Genomic DNA, 25,651 nt, shown 5'->3' with positions numbered 1-25,651 from the left:
GACGGCAGACCGCGTCCGGCAGACCGCGGGAATTTCCGATTTCGGGCACGCGGTACGAGTTTCCGGCGGGCATCGGACCGTAGGCTGCCGCTCATGTGCGGAATCGTGGGATATGTGGGGCCGCAGTCGGCGCTCGACGTCGTGGTGGCCGGTCTGAAGCGGCTGGAGTACCGGGGCTACGACTCGGCGGGCGTGGCCGTACTGGCCGATGGAGGCCTGGCCGCCGCCAGGAAGGCCGGGAAGCTGGTCAACCTGGAGAAGGAGCTGGTCGAGCACCCCCTGCCGACCGGGTCGACCGGCATCGGCCACACCCGTTGGGCCACCCACGGCGGGCCCACGGACGCCAACGCCCACCCGCACCTCGACAACGCGGGCCGCGTGGCCGTCGTCCACAACGGCATCATCGAGAACTTCGCCTGTCTGCGGGCCGAGCTGACCGAGCGCGGCCACGATCTGGCCTCCGAGACGGACACCGAGGTGGTCGCGCATCTGCTGGCCGAGGAGTTCTCCTCATGCGCCGACCCGGCCGAGGCGATGCGCCTGGTCTGCCGCCGTCTGGAGGGCGCGTTCACGCTGGTCGCGGTGCACGCGGACGAGCCGGACGTGGTGGTGGGCGCGCGGCGGAACTCGCCGCTGGTGGTGGGCGTTGGAGAGGGCGAGGCCTTTCTCGCCTCGGACGTCGCCGCGTTCATCGCCCACACGCGGTCGGCGATCGAGCTGGGTCAGGACCAGGTGGTGGAGCTGCGCAGGGACGGCGTGACGGTGACGGGCTTCGACGGCAGGCCCGCCGACGTGCGGTCGTACCACGTCGACTGGGACGCGTCGGCGGCGGAAAAGGGGGGCTATGACTACTTCATGCTCAAGGAGATCGCCGAGCAGCCCAAGGCGGTCGCCGATACGTTGCTGGGCCGCATCGACGCGTCCGGCTCGCTGACGCTCGACGAGGTCCGGATCAGCACGGCCGAGCTGCGCGAGATGGACAAGGTCGTCATCGTGGCCTGCGGTACGGCCTTCCACGCCGGCCTGATCGCCAAGTACGCCATCGAGCACTGGACCCGCGTCCCGTGCGAGGTGGAGCTGGCGAGCGAGTTCCGCTACCGGGACCCGATCCTCGACCCGCGCACCCTTGTCATCGCCATCTCCCAGTCCGGCGAGACCATGGACACCCTGATGGCACTGCGGCACGCCCGCGAACAGGGCTCCAAGGTCCTGGCGATCTGCAACACCAACGGCTCGACGATCCCCCGCGAGTCGGACGCGGTGTTGTACACGCACGCGGGGCCCGAGGTCGCCGTGGCGTCCACCAAGGCCTTCCTGACCCAGCTGGTGGCCTGCTACCTGGTGGCGCTCTACCTGGGCCAGGTCCGCGGCACCACGTGGGGCGACGAGATCCAGGCGGTGATCCGGGACCTCGCCCGCATCTCCCACGAGGTGGAGCGGGTCCTGGAGACCATGGAGCCGGTACGGGAGCTGGCACGCACGCTCGCCGACAAGAACACGGTGCTGTTCCTCGGCCGTCACGTGGGCTACCCCGTAGCCCTGGAAGGCGCCCTCAAGCTCAAGGAACTCGCCTACATGCACGCGGAGGGCTTTGCCGCCGGCGAACTGAAACACGGCCCCATCGCCCTGATCGAGGAGGACCTCCCGGTGGTGATCGTGGTCCCGTCGCCCCGCGGCCGCTCGGTCCTGCACGACAAGATCGTGTCCAACATCCAGGAGATCCGCGCGCGGGGCGCCCGCACGATCGTGATCGCGGAGGAGGGCGACGAGGCGGTCGTCCCGTACGCCGACCATCTCGTCCGCATCCCGGTGACGCCGACGCTCCTCCAGCCGCTGGTGGCGACGGTCCCCTTGCAGGTCTTCGCCTGCGAGCTGGCGACGGCCCGGGGCAACGAGGTGGACCAGCCGCGGAACCTGGCGAAGTCGGTGACGGTGGAGTGAGGTGCCCCCGCGCCCGGTCCATAGGGTGCTCCCCATGAGCATCATCGGAGTCGGCATCGACGTGGCCGAGATCGACCGGTTCGCGGCGTCCATGGAACGCACACCCGGCATGGCCGAACGCCTGTTTCTGGAGAGCGAACTACTCCTCCCCAGCGGCGAACGCCGAGGCATCGCGTCACTGGCGGCCCGCTTCGCGGCGAAGGAGGCCCTCGCCAAGGCCCTGGGCGCCCCGCCGGGCCTGCACTGGACGGACGCGGAGGTCTACGTCGAGGACAGCGGGCAGCCGCGCCTGCGGGTGAGGGGCACGGTGGCGGCTCGCGCCGCCGAACTGGGCGTGGCGTCCTGGCACATCTCACTGAGCCATGACGCGGGGGTGGCTTCGGCGGTCGTGGTGGCGGAGGGGTAGGAGAGCAGGCAAAGGGTCGGAGGCCCCGGTTCCCGCACGGCAGCCATGCGGGAACCGGGCCGGACAGCCGTTCCGAGGCCCCTCAGCCGAGCTTGGCGAGCTGGGCGTCGACGAGCTCGGTGGGGAAGTCGAAGTCGTCCCCGGAGACCACGGCGGCGGCGTTGAACGCAATGAAGGACGCGAGCGAGGCACCCTTGCGGACGACCACGAGCTTCAACGAACCCGGCTCGCCGTCCTGTTCGACCTTCACCTTGACGGCCAACGCCTCGTCCCACCCCTCGGGGGCGGCACTGTCCTGCGCCACCTCGGTGATCTTCTGCGGCACACCTGCCGCGGTGCCCTCGAAACCGCCCGCGCATTCGCCGACCGCGTCATCGAGGGACTTCAGCGCCGCCCCGGCGGCATCGGCGTCGGCGTAGGAGGAGAGCGGGACCAAGGTGGTCGTGACGTTGAGCGCGGCATCGACCGAGGTGTCGCTGCCGTCGAGCCCCGAGATCGCCTGGCGGTACACGGTGGCCGCCGGGTCCGCGACCGTCGCGCCGACCAGCGACTGCGCCAGCGGCGAGCACTCCTCGCTGTCCGTAGTCACATCGTCCTGGGAGGGCACCTGGCCCTTGCCGGGCTCGGAGATCGTGTACTTCTCCACGTCCCCCTGGACCAGCGCCGCCTTCTCCAACTCGGCAGCCGTCAGCGGCTCCACCGCCGACTCGGAGGGTGCGCTCTGCTCGGCCGCAGCCGTGGCCTCGCCGCTCCCGTCACCGCCTTCCGAGTCCGAGCCCCCGCAGGCCGTCACCAGCACAGCGAAGGCAGCCACGGCGGCGGCAACAGAGGTACGACGTATGACGGTGGCTCTCATGAGTGAGCGTCTTCCTGACTGAAGGGATGACACGGCCCGCGCAAAGGCACACGGCAGCATCCATATCCCCCGGCACCCGGACCTCACGGACCGCGGCGATCACGACGACCGCCCGGCCACCTTAGGAAACCGCTCTCCAGCCGGTCGACCAGCCAAGACCAACCGACACGCGATCGTGGCTTCTACGTGATCATGATGTCCAAGGACTGCTCGCCCGCGGCCGATGACCAATCTTGCCGCGCACGTCGTCACAGCAGTCGGCTGCCATAATCCGGCCGTGGATGCGAGTACAAAGGCGGGCGGGACAGAGGCGGGCCGGACGGCGCCGGGCCTCAAGTCGGACCGGCCCATGGAATGGGCCCTCCGCCCCGCGAAGCCGGCAGACGTCGAGGCGATCGCGGAGTTGCGGGCCCTGGTGATGCGCCCGGACCTGGAGCGCTTGGGCCGATTCGACGAACACCGGGTCCGGCAACGACTACGGGACTCCTTCTCCCCGCAGCACACCTCGGTCATCCTGACCGATGACACCTTCGCGGGCTGCGTCACACTGCGGCCGTCCGAGGACGGGCAATGGCTGGAGCACTTCTATCTCGCCCCAGATGTCCAGAGCCGCGGGCTCGGTTCCGCCGTCCTACGAACACTGCTGAACCGGACCGACGCCGACGGCGCGCTCGTCCGCCTGAACGTCCTGCAGGGCAGCGCCGCCCGACGTCTATACGAGCGCCACGGGTTCACTGTGGAGGTTCAGGACCCGATCGACATCTACATGGTGCGACTCCCGGGTGCGGGCGCCTGCTGCACGTGAAGAAGGCAGCGGGCGTTTGCGGGGTGCGCCATCCGTGGGGGGCTCAGCTCCCTCAGGCCGCGCTAGCCGAGTTGTACGGCGTGGAGAGGTCCACCGTCACCCGGGCAATCGTTGGTGACCGGCTCGAACGTCAACAGCTCAGTGAAGTCAGCCAGTTCACCCATTCCGTGCCCAAACAGGTCCGCGCGCGGGGCCCATCGGGCCATCTCATCCGGGTCCCGGCGGCTCCGACGCTGCTTCAGCCCCTGGTGGCGACGGTGCCGTTGCAGGTCTTTGTGTGTGAATCGGCGACGGTGCGGGGCAATTGAGGTGGATCAGCCGCGCAACCTGTCGAAGCCGGTTCCGGTGGAGTGGGTCTTCAGGGCCTCGACGAAGGGGGAGAAGGCTCCAGTTGGGAAGGTGAGGGTGCCGGAGGCGGGGTCCTTGGAGTCGCGTATGCCTACTCGGGCGCGGTTGTTTGCGATTTCCACGCAGGAATTGCCGTCGCCAGGGCCCGAGTGGGACGACTTCCGCCAGTTGTCGGGGGTGTCCATGGGGTGCCTCACAGCTCTTTCGTCAACCTGTGGATGAAGTCGCGCGACCCTTCGGGGCCGAGCGACACAGCCTCCACTTTACGGAAGAGCGTTCGAAAGGCGCCGAGCTGGGCTTCGGAGTCGATGAAGGCCGTGCCGTGAGGTGCATCGCGTACCACGGTGTCCAGCTTGGGGACGGAGCCGCCCGCGTACGTCATGGCACTCGCGGCGCCGGCGAACCCCTCCAGTTCGAAGGGGATGACGCGTACGGTGACGTGTTCCCTCTCGGAGAGTTCGAGGAGGAGGGCGAGTTGAGTTCGTGAGGCGGCGCGGTCGCAGACCATGATGCGGAGTGCCGCCTCGTGGATGACCGCTTCGTAGGGAGTGGGAGCGGGGCCGTCGAGGATCACCTTGCGTTGCATCCGGTGGCGGACACGCAACTCAATCTCCTCGTCGGGGAGTTCAGGTACCCGGTAGGAGAAGACGGCGCGGGCGTAGTCCCCCGTCTGAAGCGGGCCGGGGATGTACAGGAACTGGACCTCTCGCAGGAACGTGGCGTGGTGTTCCAGCTCGGCGAGGTCGAGGAACGGCGTAGGGAGTGACCCTCGGTACTCCTCCCACCAGCCGCGCGTCCGGTCGGTGGCCGTTGCGACCAACGCGTCGGTGAAAGCGCTGTCTGTGCACGCATAGTGGGACGCAAGGCGTCGCAGCCGCTTCTCGCTCACGCCTGTGAGGCCGGACTCGATGTGGCTGATCTGAACGGAACTCACTCCGAGCAGCGCTGCCGCCTCACGGGCGGTGAGTCCTGCGGCATCGCGGAGTCTGCGCAGCTCCACCGCCAGGCGCATCTGACGTGCTGTGGGTTCGCGCCTCAAGGTCATCGACCGCTCCTTGGCTCAACGCGCCTGTGGGCGCGACTCGTTCGAGGGTCAGATTACGCGAGCGGCTTGCCATAGATGAAATCTTAGGTCTACCGTCGGTGATGCGACGCACACGCTGCGGAACGCCGGGAGCCCCGGAAGCGCACCACTCCGTCCTGCCATGACGGCTGCGGCACTGCCACCGCCCGCCACCGCCGCGCATCCCCGACTCCCCTTTCACTCACCCGACAGGAGTTCACGCATGCCCGAAACCGAAGCCCCCGACTCCTGGGAGTACTCCCTCTCCATCCCCAACGACCTGCGCGCCGTCACCGTCAGCCGCCGTACCCTCCGCCTGATCCTCACCCTGCACGGCCTGATCCACCTCGTCGACATCGCCGAACTCCTCGCAGCAGAGCTGGTGAGCAACGCCGTACGCCACACCAGAGGCCCCGCCGCCCTGCACGTGCGCTGGTCGGCCGACGTCCTGCGCATCGACACCTGGGACGCCGACCCCGAACCACCCGAACCACCACAGCCATTCGACCAGGTCACCGACCTGGAGGACGGCAGGGGAATGGCACTGATCCGAGCCTGCGCCGACGCATGGGGCTGGCAGCCACTGACCCGACAGGGCCACCGCGGCAAGTACGTATGGTGCGAGCTGGCCACTGTCGGGACAGTCGTAGGCTGCCCGGCGTGAGCATCACCAGGCCCGGTATCGACGTGGCCGAGACCGACTGGTTCGAGGCGTCACTGCGGCGCACCGCCAGGCTGACCGAGCACCTACCTCCTGGGTGAGTTACTGCTGCCCACTGGGGATCGCAGAGGCGGGCGTCCCTCGTCGCCCGCCTCACCGCCGAGGACCCTGGCCAAGGCCCTCGGCGTACCGCCCGGCCCTTGCGGCTCCGCCGCGCTCGTACCCGACGGAGCCACGATTTACTATCGAGATTCACCGGGGTCATGGATAAAGTCCCGGCTCGGAATGCAGGCACACCAAGGGGCGGTCTGCGTAAATCGCCAAATCCAAAGCATCGTCGAAGACGGTGCGACCGTCACCATATGTTGCACTTACGGCAATGGACCGGAATCTCTACGGATTCACAGCAAGGGCCTCAAACCCAGGAGTGCACATTCTTGATGCTCTTGTTCCCCTTAAGGGCCGGATACCTAGTTTCCAGATCCACGAGAACCTTCGAAAGGAAACTGCGACTGGCGGCGACAAACTCCTCTACGAGGATCTCCGCGCTGTCGTCTGTATAGTTGCAGCTCACCCTGACTGAACCGCAGGACGGGCGCAGGTGGATCTCGTCAGCCATCCCAGCGAATGCAATTCGACCGCTTTCGCCCGACGCTATTGTACGGCCAGCCGTGAAGAACTCCACGGCGAAGTCGAGGATCTGCACGCCACCCCCTGTCATGATGCTGAAGTCGGCATCACCCACCCTGAGCTTCAGGTCGCCGCCGAAGCACGAGTAGCACAGGTCCACCAGGTCGGCTTTCCCGAGATTTATCCGCTTCTGCTCACGCAGCACAACAGGATCATCTGACAGGACATAGCTTGCAATTATCACGGAGCGTCGCTCCCCATCTTGATCGGAAAAGCAGTCACGATACTCTTGCCGCGAACAACCACTCGGACTCCCGTAAGGGACTTACCGTTCCGATCGTATCCTACGGTCTTTCCGAAGTCGTACTCATGGAGATGTCCACCCTTTAGGCCATTGGGCTTCCGGGTCCCATACTTCAGGGCTTCCTCCACCTGGCTCCGAATCGTACTGGTGTTGTCCGTCATGAACTTACTCTTGCCGGGGTGGCGACTGCTTGCTGAATGACGGTTAAAAATATGATGCCAGTCAGCCGACTTCACACGTCCGCCGCAGTTGTGCACCAGAACCGGTGTCTGCCCAGCGAGTACATAGTAGGTGTGGTGGTCGCTGATGGTGAGGTTGTGGACCGTCGTCGCCTGGGATGTCCATCGCCGGATGGCGGTGATCTGGACGTGGGTGCCGGTGCCGGTTTGGAGCCACTGGCCGGTGGTGAGGTTGGTGGCGTCGATCCATTCGTCGAGTTCGGGGACCCAGAAGGGGTGTCCGTCGGTGGCGGTGACCTCGGCCGTCTCCTTGCTCTTTCCGTTGTCGCTACTCGTGCTGATGGTGATTTTGACGAGGTGTTTGGTGCCGTTGCCGGTGATTTCGGCGGTGACGGTTTCGGTGCTGGTTTCGCCGGTTTCGGGGTCGGTGGCCAGGATGTGGTCGCCGTTGCGGATGTCCTCGATGGGTTTGGTGGTGCCGTCGGCCATCAGGACCAGCGTGCCCGGGGGGAAACTGTTGTCGTTCTTCTTGCAGGTGCTGGCGCCTTTGCCGAAGAGCCAGGTGATGAGTCCCTTGCCCTTGCGTGTCGCGGCGATGAAGTCCCCGGCGGCGGGGATCAGGGCGATGAGGCTCCAGCCGGCCTCGCTCCAGTTGCCTTCGGTGGCGTAGGCGAGGGCGTTGCCGACGTCCGCGGCCGCGCCGAGGCCGGGTGTGAAGCCCAGCGTGTCCAGGGATCTGTGGAGTGCTTCGGGGTCTACCTGGGTTGTCGGCTGCCATGAGCAGCCGCTGCTGTGCTTCTGGCTGGTGCACTGGAATTTCTCGGCGCTGGTGGTAATGCTGGTGCGGTTGATGCCGCCGCCGATGCTGCGGATGATGGTGGTCGTGGTGCGGACCGAGCCCTTGGTGACGGTCGCGGTGTCACGGTCGTGGAACGTCCACCCGCCCGAGCTGCCCCCGGTCCACGAGGCGTCGTTGTCTCTGAGGTACTGGTCGTCGTTGCCGTCGGCGGTGATGATCGGCTTCAGGCCGCTGGCGTCGGAGTAGGTCAGCGGGCTGTTGTTGGCGTAGGCGTATCCGTTCAGGGACAGCAGGTCGGTGAGGTCCAGCAGCGGGTCGGCTGACAGGAACCGGCCCGTGGCCGGGTCGTACTCGCGTGCCCCCAGGTGGACCAGGCCGTGCGCGGTGTCGTCGTCGCCTCCCACGTAACTGCGGTGGGAGCGCCAGTTGGTGTGCTCGGTGCGTTCGTTGCCGAACGGGTCCGTCTTCGAGAACTTGACCTTGTTGCCCGGCGCCAGTGTCACGTTCGCGTACGCGGTGCCGTTGTGGTCGGCCACCTGGACGGACAGTTCGGGTGTGCCGGTGGCGTTGGTGTGGCGCATGACGGTGGGGGCGCCGGGCTGGCTGTAGTAGCGCTCGGTGTAGGCGGGCGCTCCGGCCGCGTTGACGGCGATGGTGGCCTCGCCCAGGTACAGCGTCCGCTCCGAGGCGGACACCGCCATCAGGCGGGCACCGGTGCCGTCGTAGACGTACCGGGTCTGCGTGTCGGGCACCCACGACTGCCGCTCGCCGCCCGTGCAGGCGGCCAGTTGCAGGCCCGTGCTGTCCGCCGTGCCGGAGCCCGGCACGGCCAGGCACCGCCCCGACGCCACATGCTTGAGCGTCCCCTCGGCGGTGGCCGTCCACCGCTGGCCGGCCTCCCCGGTGCAGTCGGCGATCGTCACCGGCGTGCCGTCCGCCGTAGCGCCGCCGGACGGCACGACGCACATGCCGAGGATCTTCAGCGCACCCGTCGACGGATCCGACGAACCCGCCACCGGATCGATACGGAACTTCTGCGCCTTCGAACCGTTGCACGCGAACAGCTGCACCGGTGTGCCCGGTGTGGTGTCCGCCTTGTTCAGGTCCAGGCACTTGCCGCCCGGGCCCACCCACGCCCCGGCCCCGTTCTCGCCGAACCCGGTGACGGTCTCGACCTGGCCGTCCCACGTCCACGACAACGCCTGCTCGTCCCCGTCGGCCGAACGCGCCGTGGTCTGACCGGCGGCGTCGTAGCCCGCCGTGGACGCCGTGGTGACCTGCGCCCCCGCCTCAGTCGCAGACGTATGCGACATGCCCGTCAGCGTGTGCGGCTGCGAGCCGTCCGACGCACCGTAGGAGTACGCCGTCGTCGCGTCCTTCGACGCATCCAGGCCCGGGTCGTGCTCGACCAGCTTCGTCCGGTTGCCCAGCGCGTCATACGTGTACGACTGCCAGTAACCCGCACCCGCCGCCGTCACATTCACCGTGCCGTCCGCATACGAAGGTGCCGCCACCGTCTTGCCGACCGCCGCGCACGCGCCCGCCGACGCCGTCCACGCCTCGGTCAGCTGCCCCAGCGCGTCATAGGTGAAGCACTGCCGGTCCGTCACACCGTCCACCCGGTCCGCGACCGAGGTGACATTGCCCGCCAGGTCATAGGTATACGACCGCCGACTGACCCGGTGACCGGTCACCGCCGTCGTGTCGCTCACCGACTCACGGTCGACAATCGACTGCGTTAGCTCACCGGTCGTCTCGTCGAACAGGTTCGTCGTCCACACCCGGTGCGGCTGCTCCCCGCTCGCGGTGCGCAGGACTTCCCCGTACGGCGAGTACGACGTCTGGGCCGTGTACCAGTCGGCGCCCGAGGTCGTGATCGGCAGTCCGTCCTCGTTGTAGCGGACCACCACCTCCTCCTCAGGCAGCGTGCCCACCCCCGGCAGCCTCATCGACTGAAGCAGACCCATCCGCGAGTACGAGTAGCCGTAGGAGTACACCGCCTGAAGGCCGTAGGACATCGCCACCGACTCCGGCAGCTTCACCCTCCTGCCCAACGGCTGGTAACCGGCCGTGTAGCCGGTCACCTCCGTCGTGTACGCCAGCCCGTCCGTGAACCGGGTCGTCGACGCCGGCAGGCCCACACCGCCGATCAGCGTGTCGTACACCGTCTTCGTCAGCGGCTCACCCGCCGAGCCGTTCAGGCGCTGCTCGACCGGGCGCGACAGCTCGTCGTAACCCGTCCACACCTTCACCCCACGGGCGTCCTCGACCGTCACCGGGCGGTTCAGCACGTCGTACGCCGTCTTCGTCGTGCCCGTGTCCGGGTCCGTCGCCGACACCTGCCGGCCCCGCGCGTCATACGCCCACGACCAGACGTTGCCCTCGGAGTCCTCCGCCCCGACCTGGTCACCACGCTCGTCGTACCTGTACGTCGTCGAAAGAGCCCCGGACTCGGTGCGGGCCGCGTTCGTGAAGGTGTCCACCCTCACCACCCGGCCCAGCGCATCCGTGTAACTGCGCTGCGACGCCGCACCCTCCGGGGCGATCACCGTCGAGTTGTCATAGCCGTACTCGTACCTCGTCGCCTTGCCCGGCTTCTCCACGCCCGCCAGATACGGCGTCTCCGACAGCACCCGGCCCAGGCCGTCGTACGCGTACAGCGTCGCGTTGGCCACCTGGAACTCCGAGGCCAGCTCGAACAGGGTCTTCGAGGGCTCGCCCGTCTGGAAGTACGCGTTGTTGGTCTGCGCGATCGTGCCGTTGGCGGAGTACAGGACATCCGTGACCAGCCGGCCCCCACCGACCGCCGGGTCCTGCTTCTGCCGCTCACGGCCCAGACCGTCATAGATCACCGTGCTCATGTCGTACGAACCATCGTCCTTCAGCACCCTCGACACCACCGACACCGGCTGCCCGAGAACGGTGTTGTAGGTGAACCTCACCGCGGGCTCGGCGGACGTCGTCCGCGAGGCGTTGCCCCAGGCGGACTTCGTGCGACCCAGCGGGTCGTAGGCGTACCCGGTGGTGTGGCCGTTGGGGTCCCTCTCCCTCAGCGCCGTACCCCGGCCCGGCTCGATGACCGTCGACTCACTGTGGCCCAGGGCGTTGGCCGTGACCACCTCGTACACCTGGCCCGTGCTCGGGCTGTACGCCGTGGTGTCCTCATGGCCCAACGCGTCGGTCGTGGAGGTGACCCGGCCGATGGTGTCGTAACCGATCGTGCCGTTCTTCGTCCAGCCGCCGCCGTTGCCGCTGATGTCCCAGGTGGTGGTGGCCAGCCCGGTGGCCGGCGTGTCGCCGTACGCCCCGCCGTCGTACGCCACACGCGAACCGGAGATCCAGTCACCGGCGCTCGCCGTGGCCGCCGCCGCGCAGGTTCCGGCGGTGGTCAGGGTCTGCTTGTCGAGGCCGATCAGGTGCTTGCCGGTGTTGTGGACGTACGACATGACCGTGCAGGTGTCGTCGTTCGACTTGGCGGTGTCGCCCTTCGACTCGACCTTGACCGGGAGACCGTAGGTGTCCTCGTACTCCGTGATCGTCCGCAGGGTGCGTACGGTGCCGCTGTCGGAGATCCGGTTGTAGGACAGCGAGTCGGGGGTGAGCACCCGCCACGCCTTCAGCGCCGGGATGCCGCCCTCGCGGGCACGGGAGGCCAGCTTCACGGCCTTCGGCTTGTCGACGGTACGGGTCAGCCAGGTGTCGGCCTCGGCCGAGGTGTACGTCAACGTCTCGGCGACGCGGCCGGCGAACGGCTCCCGGTCCACGGCGATGTCGTTGCCCGCCGCGTCGGTGACCGTCACCGAGCGGGTGGCGCCGCCCGGGAGCGGGTCGCCGTGCATGCCGCGGAAGTAGCGGGTCTTGGTCATGCCCTTCTCGGTGGACATGTACGCGGTCGAGGAGTCGTCACCCGTGTAGGTGGTGACCAGGGCGTAGCCGCGCCACTGGTCGTACGTGCGCGTCTTCTTCTTGGAGAACTCGGCCTGGTTCTTCGCCCAGGCCGCACCGTTCTCCGGGTACTCGTACTCCGTGATGACCGAGGGCACGCCCTTCAGAGCCGGCAGCTCCTGTACGGACTTGACGACGTACTTGTGGAACCAGTCGATGGTCTCCTTGTCCGGGTCCGGGTGCCAGTAGACCGGGAAGCACGGTTTCTTGTTGCTCTCGGGCTTCGGGAAGGCGCCGTTCGTCCTGCAGTCCGGGGTCTTGTACGTGACGACGGTCTCGCCGCCGTACTCGCTGACGACCCGCGTGATGCGCAGGCGGTCGAACTTCGGGTTGGGGTCATTGGCCCCCCGGACGACCCGGTTGGGCATCGAGGAGGTGTTGGCGACGAACCGCACCGGGTTCAGCTTCTTGGTGGTCTCGCCGTCGGGGGTGTAGCCGGTGCGGGTGATGGACTCCAGCCACAGGGCGGTGCCCTCGTCGGTGCGGTCGGCGGGCAGGGACTGCTGAAGGCCCCAGCGGTCGACCCGCGTCAGGTCGGTGGAACCCTCGGTGCGCTGGGCCCAGGTGGTGACCTGCGAGAGACGCTTGCGGGACCAGAACGTGGGGACGGGGACGTAGCACTCCTTGGCCGCGGCGCAGTGCAGGTCGGCCGGGGTGTCGTACCAGATGCGGTTCTGGTCGAAGTTGCCCGAGGTGAAGTTGGCCTCGGTGCAGTCGCCGTCCTTCTTGAAGCATCGCTCGGCGACGTCGAAGGTGACCCGGGAGATCGGGGCGGCGAACAGGGCGCCGGTACGCAGACCGTAGTCGATCTTCTTCAGGTAGCCGCCGCGGTGGTAGGAGATGGGCTCTTTGTATCCGTTGTTCTTGGCGTAGTGGTTGCTCTCCCGGTCCCACCACAGGGTCATGGCGTTGCCGTGGACGTCGACGACGTAGTCGAGGTTCCAGCGCCAGGCCTGGGCGCAGAAGGAGTTCTTGAACTCCGTGGCATAGCAGGGCTCGCCGCTCTGGTTGCCCGCGACGGGGACCGTGAGCACGGAGTTGGTGGTGGGGTTCCCGTCGGTCCAGCCGGGGAGCTTGTGCCGGCCGAAGAAGTACTGGGTGCCGTCGCGGGTGGTGACGCGCCAGTGCTCGCCGTCGTTGTCGCCGTTGCCCAGGCCGGTGTTCTTCAGCAGCTCGACGCGGGAGCCGTCGCCGTTCGCGGCGACCCACTCACCCGTTTGGTCGCTCTTGACCAGCTCGGTCGTCGTACCGCCGAGGGTGAGCACGGCGTTGTCCGAGCCCCAGCACAGGTCGCTGGTCTTGCGGCTCGCGTTGTTGCCGTCGGTGGCGTCGTCGCGGCAGGACTTGTACGTACGGGAGATGGAGCCGGCGTTGTACTCCCAGCCGTCGCCGATCCAGGAGGCCTGGTTGTTGGTGGCGGACGTACGGCCGTCCACCACCTGGGAGTTGTAGGAGAAGGTCACGTTCGGCGAAGGGCCACCGGGCACGGTCGGTGTCTGGAGCGGGTACGAGTAGGTGAACGCGCCGGAGTTGCCGCCGGCCGACCAGGACCCGGCGGCCACCAGCGGGGTCGCGGAGAAGTCGCCCTTGGAGCCGCTGCCGGAGTCGGTGGCCAGCAGCACGTGGGGTTTGGAGCCCGTGTCGGCGGCCTGGGTGGCGGTGCTGCCGCTCGTCGCGGTCGGCGTGCGGTAGACGGCATCGGTGACCGTGCCTTCGCCGGACGAGGAAGCGGGCTCGGTCGTGCTCGCGGAAGCCGTGCCGCCGTCGGCCAGTACGTCCGTGTCGACGGTGGCGAGGATGCGCCGCTCCAGGACCGGGTTGCCGTCGCTGTCGGTGCCGGTCTGCTCGACGACGTTGTCGGTGGGGACCTCGGTCGGCTCGGAGCAGCCCTCGACGTCAGGGGTCTCAAGGAAGCATTCCGGGTACTGCACGAACTCCAGGCGGTCCGCCCAGTCGGCGCCGTACAGCTCGGAGAAGTCCGTGTAGTCCAGGGCGATCACCGCGTCGCCGGTGGCCTCGGCGGGCGGGGTGACGGTCAGGGCCACACCCGCGACCTCGATGGCGGCGGCCTCGGTGATGTCGTCCTGGTCGTGGAGGTCGACCTGCCAGTCGCCCTCCAGGGCCGCGGCCTCCTCCGCCGTCGCCCCCTCCGGCGCACCGACCTCGACGGGGAGTTCCGTGGCGCCCTCCCCGACCCGGACCAGGTCGCCGGGGGCCAGACCGGCCAGGTTCTCGGTGGCGGTGCCGCCCTCGGGTGCGGCGACCGCCTGGGGTTCGTACTCGGTGGGGTCTTCGACCGCGGAGGTGGTCAGCTCCTCCAGTTGACCGTTCTTGCCGCCGTCCACCCCTTTGGCTGCCTCGGCCTCGGGCAGGTCTTCCAGTTCGACCCCGGTGCGGTCGTCGTCGACCGGCGGCAGGGCCGAGGCGGCGGGGAGCGCGCCCACGAGCAGGGCCACGACGATCGCGGCGATCACGCCGAGACGCGATCCCATGCGTCTGCGGCGCGCGGAGCGCGTGCTCAGCAGCCGCCCCCGGCCGCTCCATGACGGCTCCGGAAGCAGTGATGACAGCGGTCCCGACACAGCGGTAGCCCCCCACCCGTTCGCCTGCCGACCCCCGCGGATTTCCGAGTGACCGCGCACACAGTTCCGGCAATTGATGAGCCTGAATGTTCTGGGATGCCTTTACGGGAAGTCAACAATTACCCAAGTCGGGTGATTTACCTCACGTGCCAATCTATTGCACTGTGCAATATTCGCGAGGTATTGGACATGAGGTAAAGGTGTTCACAACTCCTACACTTGACCTTCATGGGGTGGGCTCGACCATTCCGCACGTTAACGGGCGTCAATCCCGTGAGGGGCGGGCTTTTTTGTTGCGCAACACCCCTGTTCGCCCGGTTCGCTCGATCGGCGAGACAGGCGGTGGCCCCGCGAGCCGTCCTACCCGCCCGTGGCACCGGCTGCCATCGCCACGGCGTGCGCCGCAAGGCAGAGGCATGGCGCGATGCCGACACATAGGAGATGCTCTGTGCTCGCATTCCCGGCCCGTGAGAAGTCCGGAGGGCACATGCCGACCGGAGCGCGCACGAGAACAGCGCGCACGAGAAAGCGGCGAGAACACGGGTAAATCGAGGGGCGGACCTCCGCCCTCCATTTCGCGCGACACGGGAGTGTCAGCACAGGGAATTCACAGAATTCCCGGTTCTCCGGGAGTTCAGGGGGAGGGGACCCAGCACCGTGGAACGTCGTCGCTTCGGACCACCACCCGCGACTGAGCAGCCGACCGAGCCGGCCAAGCTGGCCACATCAGGCCAGCTGTCCGGGCGGGCCAAGGCAGGCATCGCCGGTCTGGTCGCCGCCGCGCTGGGCATCGGGCTGCTCACCGTCCCGCCCTTCCTTGACGACGGTTCCGACGGCTCCTCCGATTCCCCCGCCGAGACGAAGAGCGACTCCTCCGAACCGCTCGACCAGGACCGGGCCCAGGCCAGGGCCGTCTCCTCCGGCAAGCGCGTGGAGGTGACGGGGCTGCGCAGCGAGACGTCCACGACCTATGCGAGACCCGATGGCACCTTCCGGCTCGTCGTACACGGCGCTCCGGTACGGGCGAAGGTGGACGGCGTCTGGAAGCCCATCGACACCACACTCACCCGGGTCGACGGCGGCTGGGCACCCAAGGCCGCCGCCGACCCTGTGGTCTTCTCCGACGGCAGCGGGTCAGGCCGTAACTCCTCGGCCGGCGGCGGGTCAGGCTATAACTCCTCGGTGTCCTCGGTGTCCTCGGCCTCTTCCGTGACCTCCTTGGGCCGGGCTCCCATGCGCCAGGCCGTGTACACCGTCGCCGGCACCGGCGGAAGTACCGGGAGTGCCCTCCGCACCGCCGACGGCAGTGACACGTACACCGCCCTGGCGACCCTCACCAGCGACGGGCACGAAGCCACACTCAGCTGGCCCGGGGATCTGCCGGAGCCGGTGATCAACGGTGCGAGCGCCCTCTACCGCGACGTGTTCACCGACGTCGACCTGCTGCTGACGGCCCAGGACAGCGGGTTCAGCCACGTCCTGGTCGTGCACACCCCCGAGGCCGCCGCCGACCCGGCGCTCACCACGATCTCGTACGGCCTGTCCTCCCCCGACCTGACCTTCCGCCTCGACCCGGTCACCAAGGTCGTCACCGGCGAGAACCGGAACGGTGAGGAGATCGCCGTCTCCACCACTCCCTACATGTGGGACTCCGCGGGCACCCCCGCTGCCACCGAGGGAGACGACCCGGAGCCCGCCGAACCCAGCGACGCCCCCTCCCCCTCGTACTCCGAGGCCCCGGACGAGGACATCACCGAGGAGCCCGGTGACGCCTCCGGCGGCTACGACACCGCCGGCCCCACCCCGACGAGCGAACCGGAGGAGACCCCGGCGACATCCAGCACCCCGGAGCCGACACCGAGCGACGGAGCCTCGGCGGACGCGGCTTCGACAGGCACAGGTTCAGCAGACACGGTCGCGTACGGGAGCGCGCCCCAGGCTGTGCACAAGGGCGGCGCCACCACCTCGGGCGTCACCTCGGACGTCGTACGCACCGCACTCACCGACGACGAGGTACTGGCCCTGCCGGGCCTCCCGGGCCCCGGTCCCGGCGCCCACATGGCCGTGGCCGACGCGGAGCTGAGCGCCGCGGGCACGACCTCGACCGGTCTGAGCATCACCCCGGACGCGGACTTCACGACCGACGAGGACACCGTCTACCCGATCTTCATCGACCCTCCGCTCTACGGAAAGACCCGGAACTGGACCACGGCGTACAAGAAGTACCCCACCTCCAGTTTCTACGACGGCGCCAACTACAACAGCGGTACGACCGAGGCCCGGGTCGGCCTGGAGACGACCACCTGGGGGCTCTCCCGTTCCTTCTTCCGCCTCGGCTGGGAGAAGAGCATCAGGGGCGCCTCCGTCACCTCCGCCAGCATCAGGCTGCGGCAGACCTACTCGTGGTCCTGCTCGGCCCGTGAGATGCAGGTCTGGCACACCGGCGGCATCTCCTCCAGGACCACCTGGAACAACCAGCCCGCCTGGAAGACGAAGATCGGCACAAAGTCCTTCGCCCACGGCTACAACTCGTCCTGCCCGGACGCGTACGTGACGTACAACGCGAAGTCGGTCGCGCAGAAGGCGGCCGACGGCGGCTGGACCATGTTCACCATCGGACTGCGCGCCTCCAGCGAAACAACCGCCTACGCGTGGAAGAAGTTCCGGGCCGAGGGCCAGAGCGCGCCGAAGATCGAGATCATCTACAACCGCAAACCCAGGGTCCCCAGTTCCCTCGACCAGGTGCCCGGCCCCAACTGCGACCGCTCCGCCCCGTACGCGCACATCGGCAAGCGCGACCTGGTGCTGTACGCCGAGTCCTCCGATCCCGACGGAGACCTGAAGCAACTGCGTTTCCAGCTGTGGCGCACCGGCCACATCGACAACAAGATCCTGGACAAGAAGGAGACCATCACCGGCATCCCCGGTGGCGGCGGCAAGGCCTCCGTGACCGTCTCCAAGAGCAGGCTCACCGACGGCTACACCTACTCCTGGCGGGTACGGGCCATCGACGACTTCGGAGCGGCCTCCGCCTACGCACCCACCGCCGCCCCGAAGACATGCCGGTTCGTCTACGACAGCTCCAAGCCCAACGAACCCATCGTGAACTCCACGGTGTACCCGGAGGCGGACGACGACGGCTCGGTCTGGTCCACGAAGACGTTCGGCCACGAGGCCTGGTTCTCCTTCGCCCCCGACGAGGACGACGACATCACCAAGTACCAGTACTCCTTCAACGACGCGAGCTACTCGAAGAACAAGACCGTCAGCGCGGGCGACACCGCCTGGGTGAACCTCAAGCCCCCCTTCGCAGGGCCGAACGTGCTGTACGTACGGGCCATGGACAGCGCGGGCAACACCTCGCTCGGCACCAAGTACCTCTTCTACGTCACGCCGCGCGACAAGGCCGACGAGCCGGGCGATGTCACGGGTGACGCCATGCCGGACCTGTTCACCATCAACTCGGACGGCGATCTGGAGATGTATCCCTCCAACGCGGCCGGCGATCTGCACTGGTATCTGGACGCGGCCCACGAGAAGGGCAACCCGCTGCTCGGCAAGGCCGATCTCCCCGGCTACTGGAAGGACTCCGCGGGCAACCCCGCCCTCATCGCCCACGGCGCCGACAGCTACCCCGGCGACGGCATCAGCGACCTGTTCGCCCGTATGCCCGACGGCAAGCTGTACATCTACCCGGGCGACGGTTACGGCAGCGTTGACATCTCCCGCCGCATCACGGTCCGGCTGCCCTCCGGCTCCCCCGACCCGGCCACCTTCGACCAGATGATCGTGGGCGACTACAACCTCGACGACCGCTTCGACCTCCTCGTCACGCTCGAAGGCGGCGGCTTCTGGGTCTTCACCGGCTACACCGGTGCCTCCTTCACCAGCGCCGAGCAGGTCGCCACCAGTTTCTGGGCGAACAAGGACGTGATCTCCATCGGCGACCACGACAAGGACGGCGCCCCCGACCTGGTCTGGCGCAACGAGGCCAACGACCGTCTCCTCATCCGCTACGGCATCAAGGACTCCGCCGGCGCCGGCTCAACCTTCGCCTCCCTCACCAGCGGTCCGGCGGCATCGAAGACGGGCAAGGACGAGATCTACGCCGAGGGCTGGTCCGAGAACACCATGCCCATCACTCACCTCTACGGCACGCCGGACGTCACCGGCGACGACATCCCCGACATCTGGAGCCTGGCCGGCGACGGAACCGTCAAGATCTACAAGGGCGGCGCCTCGACCTTGGGCAGCGGGGCCACGGCCATCACTGCGGGCGGCAAGTGGGGCACCAGGATGCTCACCTTCGGCTGACCGGACCGATGACTGTCCAGGGCGTGTTCAGGGCGTGTTCAGGCCGAAGAAAAGGAAGGAGGAACGCGATGAGCAGGGCCCATCTGGGTCGCCGTCTGCTCGGGGCGGGCCTCGGGTTGTGTCTCGCGCTGCCGGCCGCCGGTTGCAGCGCGGTCGGCGGGGGCGGGGGCGGAGGCGGGACTTCGGACCTGGGCCTGAAGAAGCCCGTGACGGAGTCGAGCGCCGGGGCGGTGCCCGCCGGAGGCCTGGCTGGGGTGGCCCTGACGGCAGGAGACGTGGACGGGTTCACGGTGCGGGTCCCCACCGCGGACGAGGCGGCCGGGCAGCAGGATGTGCAGACGTCCGAAGCGCCGTGCGCTCCGGTGGCGTACGCGCTGGCAGGCACGGTGATCGGGAAACCGTCGGCCACCGAGGTCCGCCGGGCTGTCCACGCCCGCGAGGACACGAGGGTGACGGTGACCCTCGCCTCCTACGACGGGACGGCCGCCCAAGCCGCGCTGGAGACCCTGAGCGAGTCGGTGGACGCCTGTGCCGCCGGCTTCACCACCACCGTGCACGGGCAGGACTGGCACGTCACCGAGTTGACCAGACAACTGGCGCCCGAAGGAGCCGACCAGGCCATGGCGCTCGGCGCCCAGGTCGAGCGGGACGGGTCGCGGGCGTCCATGGCGGCCGTCGTCCTGCGCGATGAGGGGACGGTCGGTTACGTGAGCGCCCGAGGCGGAGCCGGAGAGGGCTCGGCGGTTCCCGCCGAGGTCATCGAGGCTCAACTGCGCAGGTTCGGCTGACGATCGCCAGCAGCAGCGGGCGGCGCAACGAGTTGAACCTGCGTGAAGCCTTGGACCTTGCGGAGAGCGGCCAGTTCATGTCCTCGCTCGGCGTCGGCCATCTCTGTTTCTATGCGGTTTCAAGGCGGGCCCTCTGACGCGGACCCGTGCGCAGCCGGGTCGCGGGCCCGGCCGCTACGGCGCCGCCCCGCTTGCCCGAACCCGGCCCCTGGCTGCGCAGACCAGCACTGCGGACGGCTTGGCAGCCACCAGGAATCCCCCGACTTACCAGCACTGGCAGATCAGGCCAGCCATGCCCAGGCCCACGCCGACGCCGCCTTCAGCGAAGCGCCACGGCACGCGTGTTCGATGAGTCGCTGGCTGCAACGAACCCAGATGTCAGCAGGTGAGAGCGCCCGTATGCTGTCCGTGGAGCCGGTTCCCGCCCTGCTGGAGGTCCTGATGAGTACGCCCGCCCCTGAAGACTTCAGCTACCCGCAGCCAAGGCCACGCCTGTCGGTCGATGAGTTGCTGGCGGCGAAGAATACCCAGCCGATCCGTTCCCTGGACGACCTCGCCGCCGACACGTTCGAGTCGGACGAGGAACTGGAGGAGTTCCTCGCGTTCACGTACGCCGAGCGTCGCCGAGACGCAGCCTGAGACCGCTGCAGGCAACCCGTCATCCTCGACACCGACGTCGCGTCCCTGCTGCACAGCGCAAGCTGACCGGTCCGCTGGCAACTCGCGTCATCGGCCGCAAGCCACTGATCACCTTCGTGACCTACGGCGAGCTCACCAAGTGGATGGAGATCCGCCACTGGGGCGCCCGCAGCCGCCAGGAACTCGCCGACTGACTCGCCGACATCCCGGTCCTGCCCGGTGACGAAACCGTCGCCACCACCTGGGGACGGCTTTCGGCAGCTGGGATACAGCGTGGCCGTCCCCGCCCCACGAACGACATGTGGATCGCCGCCAGCGCTCTCACCTACGACCTGCCACTGGCCACCCTCAACCTCAAGGACTACGAGGACTTCCGCCTCCACCACGGCCTCCGCATCCTCGGCGTCGAGTAGCAGCCATCCGACGGTAACCAGACCCGTCAACGGCGTGCGCCAGCGGACTTCCAGGGACTAGTGGAACCCCGTTTCACCTGCGGAAACACAGGGAAAGCGGGACTTACGGCCTTCAGGGCAGGGTCGAGTCGAAGGGCGACATCGACAGGTCGGACGACGACACCGGCACGATCGGCTACGACGGCATCGGCCGGGTCACCTCCACGACTGACGCGTTGGGCCATGAGGACACCACGGCGTACAGCCCGAGCACGGGCCAGGTGCACAAGGTGACCACGACCAACGCCCTCGGCCACAGCGAGTCGACGGTCATCGAGCCGGGCCGGGGCACGGCGCTGAAGGAGACGGACCCCAACGGCCACACCACCGAGTACGCCTACGACCCGCTGGGCCGCACGAAGTCCGCCTGGGGCGACGCCTCGCGGACGACGTCTGCCGAGCCCGCGGTGAAGTTCACGTACAACACCGCCCTCGGGCAGCCGGTGTCGGTGGTGTCCAGGGTGCTGAAGGACGACGGTTCGTACGACACGAGCACGGTCATCTACGACGGCCTGGGCCGTGAGCGGCAGAAGCAGAGCCCGGCGGTCGGCGGCGGCCGGTTGATCACGGACGTCCTCTACTCCGCCAACGGCACGATCGCGCAGACCAACAACGCGTACTTCCAGACGGGCGAGCCCTCGAAGACCCTGTTCGAGCTGGCCTCGGAGTTCCAGGTGGCCAACGCGACGCTGTACGCGTACGACGGCCTGGGCCGGGTGCTGTCGGAGACGCCGTATCTGGCGGGCGTGGAGAAGCCGGGCAAGGCGACCAAGTACGAGTACGGCTACGACAACTCGACGGTGATCGCCCCGGAGGGTGCGGCGTCGCAGCGCAGTTACACGGACGCGCTGGGCCGGGTGGTGAGGGTGGACACCTTCAAGGACGCGGCCCGCACCGAGTACCTCTCGACGACGTACGAGTACGACGAGCGCGGCGACCAGGTCGAGGCGAAGGACTCCGAGGGCAACGTCTGGTCGTGGACGTACGACGCGCGGGGCCGGCAGGTGTCGGCCACGGACCCGGACACGGGCACGACGAAGACGACGTACGACGTCCTGAACCGCCCGGAGACCGTGACGGACGCGCGCGGGGTGAAGGTGTGGACCGGCTACGACGAGCTGTCGCGCCCGGTCGAGCAGCGTCTGGACGGGACGGCGGGTGAGCCGCTGACGAGGACGGTGTACGACTCGCTGATCGGTGGTGTGGGCCTGCCGGCGTCGACGACGCGGTTCACGGACGGGTTGGCGTACACGACGGAGGTGACCGGTTACACGGCGGATTACCAGCCGTTGGGCAGGAGGGTGAGGCTGCCGGAGTCGGTGGCGATGTCCTACGGCCTTCAGGCCGTGTACGCCTACGGCTACTCGTACTCGCGGATGGGTCTGCTTGAGTCGATGAGGCTGCCGGGGGTGGGCACGCTGCCGGAGGAGGAGGTGGTGGTCCGCTACAACGCCGACGGGCTGCCCATCACGACCTCGGGCGCCGACTGGTATACGGCGGAGACGTCGTACTCGCCGTACGGGGAGGTGCTGCGTACCGCGAGCGGGGAGCAGCCGTACCGGGTGTGGACGACGAACCTGTTCGACGAGACGACCGGTGAGCTGACCGACAGCTATGTGGACCGGGAGTCGGTCAGTGATACGACGGCGGTGACCGGTCACCGGGTCAGCTGGCGGTCGTACATGTATGACCTGGCGGGCAATGTCACCTCGGTCGCGGACCGGGTGGAGGGGGTGACGGACCGGCAGTGCTTCACCTATGACGGGCTGGGGCAGCTGACCGAGGCGTGGACGGCGCCGGGGGGTGCGTGCGCGGCGGTGGGCAAGACGGTGGCGGCGCCTTCGTATGCGGACGGCACGGTGAATGTGACGGCGGCGGGTGCGGGTTACTGGCAGTCGTACACGTATGACGCGCTGGGCAACCGGACGAAGCTGGTGGAGCACGATCCGGGCCTGGATGCGTCAAAGGACGCGACGACGGCGTATGAGTACGGGGCGTCGGACGGGTCGCAGCCGCACACGCTGACGGGCATGTCGCGTACGTCTACGACCGAGGCGGGGGCGCAGGTCACCACAGCTTCGGCGGCGGGCTACAACGCCGCCGGTCAGACCACGGCGCGTTCGGCCGACGGCATGGAGCAGGCGTTGTCGTGGACGTGGGACGGCCAGGTCGAGACCGTCACCGGGTTCGGCGAGAACGGGGCCGGTGCGTGGGTGGGCCTGGCGGGCAAGTGCCTGGACCTGAACAAGGCGGACACCACCCCGGGCACGCCGGTGCAGCTGTTCGCGTGCAACGGCTCCAAGGCACAGAAGTTCCGCATCGACCCGGCCGCCGGGGCCTCGGACCCCTCGACGGGTGCGCTGAAGATCCTCGGCATGTGCGCCGTACCCTCCGGCGGGGGCACGGCCGACGGCACGCCGGTGACGATCGCCGGCTGCACCGGGGAGGCGGGTCAGCGGTGGACGGCCACCGCCGAGGGCACGCTCAAGCACGTGGCGTCCGGCCTGTGCCTGGACGTGACCGGCGCCGGCACGGCCGACAGCACTCATGTGCAGCTGGCCGCCTGCGGCAGTGGTGCAGAGCGGCAGTCGTGGGTGCCAGACACGCAGACGAAGTACGTCTACGACGGCACCGGCGCCCGCCTGATGGCGGTGTCCGCCTCGGAGCGGACGCTGTACCTGGGCGAGGCCACCATCGCGGTGAACGCGGCCGGAGCGCCCGCCTACACCGAGCGGTACTACAGCCAGCCCGGCGCCCCCACCGTCATGCGCCACGCCAACGCCACCGGCACACCCGAACTGTCCGTCCAGGCCGCCGACCACCACGGCACCGCCTACGCCAACGTGGCCCTCACCCCCGGCAACAAGGTCAAGTTCTCCAGGACCGACCCCTTCGGCAACGAGCGGGCGGAGCACACCAACTGGCGCTCCCACCGCAGCTACGTGGGCGGCGACGACGACACCGCGCATGGCCTGGTCCACCTGGGGGCGCGCGAGTACGACCCGGCCACCGGACGGTTCCTGTCCGCCGACCCGATCCTGGTCCTCACCGACCCGCTGCAGATGAACGGGTACGCCTACGCCAACAACAACCCCACCACGCACTCCGACCCCTCCGGGCTGTTCTGCGACGGCTGCAGCATAGACAACCCGGACTCCGTCTGGACCCCGGACCACGGCCCCGGCTGCACCCACTACCACTGCTACGACGACAACGGCAATATCGAATCCGTCGTCACCCCGTCCGGCAGCGGAGGCGGCACCGGCACCACCACAACCGGAACAACGACCGGCAACGGCTCCGATGGTGTCTGCTCCTACACGGTAGGAAACTGCGCCAGCAGCTACCAGCCGGTGCCAGAGTCCCCCATCTCGACCTGGGAGTTTGTCAAGACTCTGGTGCTCCCGGACTTCGGGGACTGGAAAGAGTGCGCGACGGACATCGGCCTCACCATGGAGTGTGCTTCGACTCTCGGTGATCTTCCCTGGACCAAACTCGCCAAGCTAGCCAAACTCAATAGGCTCAGCAAGGCCGCCAAGACGTGCAAGAAGAACGACAACAGCTTCCCTCCGGGCACGCTGGTCCTGATGGCCGACGGCACCACCAAACCGATCGAAGACATCCGCAACGGCGACCAGGTCCTGGCCACCGACCCCGAAACCGGCGAAACCAGCGTGGAGACCGTCACCGCCGAAATCACCGGCAACGGCGTCAAGCACCTCGTCAAGATCACCATCAGCACGAGCAGTGACAGCGGAGAGAGCGGGGAGACGGCCGAGGTCACCGCCACCGACGGACACCCCTTCTGGGTCCCCGAACTCGGCGAATGGATCAACGCCACCGACCTCACAACCGGCCAGTGGCTGAAGACCGGCACCGGCACCCACGTCCAGATCACCGCCATCCAACGCTGGACAGCAGCCACCGCCACCGTCCACAACCTCACCATCAGCGACCACCACACGTACTATGTGCTGGCGGGCGGGACTCCGGTGCTCGTTCACAACAGCAACTGCCCCAATTGGGCAGCCAACAGCGTGAAAACGTGGGGTCATACCTTCAAGACTCATGGCGCTGGAGCGAAGAACACGAAGAAGCTGACAGATCGCGCTCGTACCACCGGGAATCAGCAAGGCCAGTGGCTGGACGATAATGCCGCGGCAGAGTTTTTGAAGGGACTCCATGTCGAAGGTGCCGGGCCCAGGTCGGTGCGGATTCCGGAAGGCATGGGGCAGGTGATTATGCCTGACGGGAGCATTGTGAAAGCGCGGGCAGCTACCATCGTCCCGAGTCCAAATGGGCTGTACAAAACGGGATTTCCGATCATTGGCCCGAACTAGGAGGCTGGAGAGATGAGCTTCTCCGTGTCATTCAATCCGGCCGTGCCGTCAGGTGCTGTATCTCCTGCTTCAGCGGGTGTGGAGCAGGGTGACGATTACGAAACCCTGGTCATGGAGGCGTGTAGCGTCCTCTCTGACGCTGGAGGCAGCACATTCCACCTGGGCGGCTTCGGGAGTGATGAGTGGCCACTCGATGTCGCGTATGACTTGTCTGCCTTCATGGAGCAGCTCCCGTCGCTTCTGGTGGGTGTGCGTGACCGTCGCGAAGTCGAGGTAGATCTCTACTCGCAGGGCATCGAGAGGACTTTGACCTTCCGCCCAAGCGGGGATCTCGTGATGATTCACTGCGAGTCGCGGACCAATTGGGCTCCGAACCCGGAGCGCGAGAGCATTGCACAGAGTGAGCTAGTCGCGATGCTCTCGCAATTGGCCGAAGACTTCGCCAGAGGGTTGAAGGCGATCAATTCCGAACTTTCGGAGGTCGCACCATTCGAGCGTTGGTTGGAGGGTGAGGTGTAGCCTCGCTGCCCGATCTCGCAACCCTCGCGCTGGATAGCGACAGCAAACTTGAAGCCCCGTCAGGTGCGTCCTGACGGGGC

General features: G+C 67.8%; 13 protein-coding genes and 2 pseudogenes. 10 read left to right on the top strand and 5 right to left on the bottom strand.

The window, feature by feature from the left end; translation table 11 throughout:
• Positions 1–93 precede the first annotated feature (93 nt).
• Both glmS and ACWD3C_RS00140 read left to right on the top strand, forming a co-directional pair.
• Complete coding sequence (gene glmS, locus ACWD3C_RS00145; RefSeq protein WP_451138347.1) at positions 94–1,941, top strand: glutamine--fructose-6-phosphate transaminase (isomerizing); 1,848 nt, start codon at positions 94–96, stop codon at positions 1,939–1,941.
• Between the two features lie 34 nt (positions 1,942–1,975).
• The gene (locus tag ACWD3C_RS00140; RefSeq protein WP_451138345.1) at positions 1,976–2,347 is read left to right on the top strand and encodes a holo-ACP synthase; all 372 of its coding nucleotides are present in this window, start codon (positions 1,976–1,978) and stop codon (positions 2,345–2,347) included.
• 82 nt (positions 2,348–2,429) lie between these two features.
• Here ACWD3C_RS00140 and ACWD3C_RS00135 read toward each other — a convergent pair whose 3' ends face one another.
• Positions 2,430–3,203 (bottom strand): hypothetical protein, encoded by a 774-nt coding sequence (locus ACWD3C_RS00135; RefSeq protein ID WP_451138343.1) that lies wholly within the window; start codon positions 3,201–3,203, stop codon positions 2,430–2,432.
• A 349-nt stretch (positions 3,204–3,552) separates the two neighbouring features.
• On the opposite strand from ACWD3C_RS00135, the gene ACWD3C_RS00130 reads away from it, so the two are divergent.
• Positions 3,553–4,008, top strand: a complete 456-nt coding sequence (locus tag ACWD3C_RS00130) for a GNAT family N-acetyltransferase (RefSeq protein WP_451138742.1) — start codon at positions 3,553–3,555, stop codon at positions 4,006–4,008.
• A 314-nt stretch (positions 4,009–4,322) separates the two neighbouring features.
• Here ACWD3C_RS00130 and ACWD3C_RS00125 read toward each other — a convergent pair whose 3' ends face one another.
• Together ACWD3C_RS00125 and ACWD3C_RS00120 are read right to left on the bottom strand one after the other, a co-directional pair.
• Positions 4,323–4,541 (bottom strand): DUF397 domain-containing protein, encoded by a 219-nt coding sequence (locus tag ACWD3C_RS00125; RefSeq protein WP_451138341.1) that lies wholly within the window; start codon positions 4,539–4,541, stop codon positions 4,323–4,325.
• 8 nt (positions 4,542–4,549) lie between these two features.
• Entirely contained in the window at positions 4,550–5,401 is an 852-nt protein-coding gene (locus ACWD3C_RS00120; protein ID WP_451138339.1) for a helix-turn-helix domain-containing protein, read from the bottom strand.
• A gap of 241 nt (positions 5,402–5,642) precedes the next feature.
• On the opposite strand from ACWD3C_RS00120, the gene ACWD3C_RS00115 reads away from it, so the two are divergent.
• A complete protein-coding gene (locus ACWD3C_RS00115) occupies positions 5,643–6,083 on the top strand; it encodes an ATP-binding protein (RefSeq protein WP_451138337.1) in 441 nt (146 codons plus the stop codon).
• 412 nt (positions 6,084–6,495) lie between these two features.
• On the opposite strand, the gene ACWD3C_RS00110 is transcribed toward ACWD3C_RS00115, so the two are convergent.
• Both ACWD3C_RS00110 and ACWD3C_RS00105 read right to left on the bottom strand, forming a co-directional pair.
• Positions 6,496–6,954: a hypothetical protein gene (locus tag ACWD3C_RS00110; protein WP_451138335.1), complete on the bottom strand. Its 459-nt coding sequence runs from the start codon at positions 6,952–6,954 to the stop codon at positions 6,496–6,498.
• Positions 6,951–14,429, bottom strand: a complete 7,479-nt coding sequence (locus ACWD3C_RS00105; RefSeq protein ID WP_451138333.1) for a ricin-type beta-trefoil lectin domain protein — start codon at positions 14,427–14,429, stop codon at positions 6,951–6,953. The genes ACWD3C_RS00110 and ACWD3C_RS00105 overlap by 4 nt, the downstream gene beginning before the upstream one ends.
• Before the next feature lie 747 nt (positions 14,430–15,176).
• Between ACWD3C_RS00105 and ACWD3C_RS00100 the strand changes: the two genes are divergently transcribed.
• From ACWD3C_RS00100 to ACWD3C_RS00075, 6 genes and pseudogenes are all read left to right on the top strand, one after another.
• On the top strand, positions 15,177–18,833 hold the full coding sequence (locus ACWD3C_RS00100; protein WP_451138331.1) for a DNRLRE domain-containing protein: 3,657 nt from the start codon (positions 15,177–15,179) through the stop codon (positions 18,831–18,833).
• A 68-nt stretch (positions 18,834–18,901) separates the two neighbouring features.
• Complete coding sequence (locus ACWD3C_RS00095) at positions 18,902–19,621, top strand: hypothetical protein (RefSeq protein WP_451138329.1); 720 nt, start codon at positions 18,902–18,904, stop codon at positions 19,619–19,621.
• A gap of 399 nt (positions 19,622–20,020) precedes the next feature.
• On the top strand, positions 20,021–20,260 hold the full coding sequence (locus ACWD3C_RS00090) for a hypothetical protein (protein ID WP_451138327.1): 240 nt from the start codon (positions 20,021–20,023) through the stop codon (positions 20,258–20,260).
• A gap of 1,777 nt (positions 20,261–22,037) precedes the next feature.
• A pseudogene (locus ACWD3C_RS00085) lies at positions 22,038–23,822 on the top strand (ricin-type beta-trefoil lectin domain protein); the annotation flags it as partial.
• A 444-nt stretch (positions 23,823–24,266) separates the two neighbouring features.
• Positions 24,267–24,719: pseudogene (locus tag ACWD3C_RS00080) on the top strand (polymorphic toxin-type HINT domain-containing protein); the annotation flags it as partial.
• A gap of 345 nt (positions 24,720–25,064) precedes the next feature.
• Positions 25,065–25,571: a hypothetical protein gene (locus ACWD3C_RS00075; RefSeq protein ID WP_451138325.1), complete on the top strand. Its 507-nt coding sequence runs from the start codon at positions 25,065–25,067 to the stop codon at positions 25,569–25,571.
• The last annotated feature ends 80 nt before the right edge of the window (positions 25,572–25,651 follow it).

The organism is Streptomyces sp. NPDC002845 (genome assembly GCF_053591955.1).
This window is presented reverse-complemented; position numbering and strand designations above follow the sequence as displayed.

Bases quoted from the DNA above. Each gene is read 5' to 3' on its own strand.
- glmS (WP_451138347.1), top strand. From the start codon at position 94: ATGTGCGGAATCGTGGGATATGTGGGGCCGCAGTCGGCGCTCGACGTC.
- ACWD3C_RS00140 (WP_451138345.1), top strand. From the start codon at position 1,976: ATGAGCATCATCGGAGTCGGCATCGACGTGGCCGAGATCGACCGGTTC.
- ACWD3C_RS00135 (WP_451138343.1), bottom strand. From the start codon at position 3,203: ATGAGAGCCACCGTCATACGTCGTACCTCTGTTGCCGCCGCCGTGGCT.
- ACWD3C_RS00130 (WP_451138742.1), top strand. From the start codon at position 3,553: ATGGAATGGGCCCTCCGCCCCGCGAAGCCGGCAGACGTCGAGGCGATC.
- ACWD3C_RS00125 (WP_451138341.1), bottom strand. From the start codon at position 4,541: ATGGACACCCCCGACAACTGGCGGAAGTCGTCCCACTCGGGCCCTGGC.
- ACWD3C_RS00120 (WP_451138339.1), bottom strand. From the start codon at position 5,401: ATGACCTTGAGGCGCGAACCCACAGCACGTCAGATGCGCCTGGCGGTG.
- ACWD3C_RS00115 (WP_451138337.1), top strand. From the start codon at position 5,643: ATGCCCGAAACCGAAGCCCCCGACTCCTGGGAGTACTCCCTCTCCATC.
- ACWD3C_RS00105 (WP_451138333.1), bottom strand. From the start codon at position 14,429: ATGGGATCGCGTCTCGGCGTGATCGCCGCGATCGTCGTGGCCCTGCTC.
- ACWD3C_RS00095 (WP_451138329.1), top strand. From the start codon at position 18,902: ATGAGCAGGGCCCATCTGGGTCGCCGTCTGCTCGGGGCGGGCCTCGGG.
- ACWD3C_RS00090 (WP_451138327.1), top strand. From the start codon at position 20,021: ATGCTGTCCGTGGAGCCGGTTCCCGCCCTGCTGGAGGTCCTGATGAGT.
- ACWD3C_RS00075 (WP_451138325.1), top strand. From the start codon at position 25,065: ATGAGCTTCTCCGTGTCATTCAATCCGGCCGTGCCGTCAGGTGCTGTA.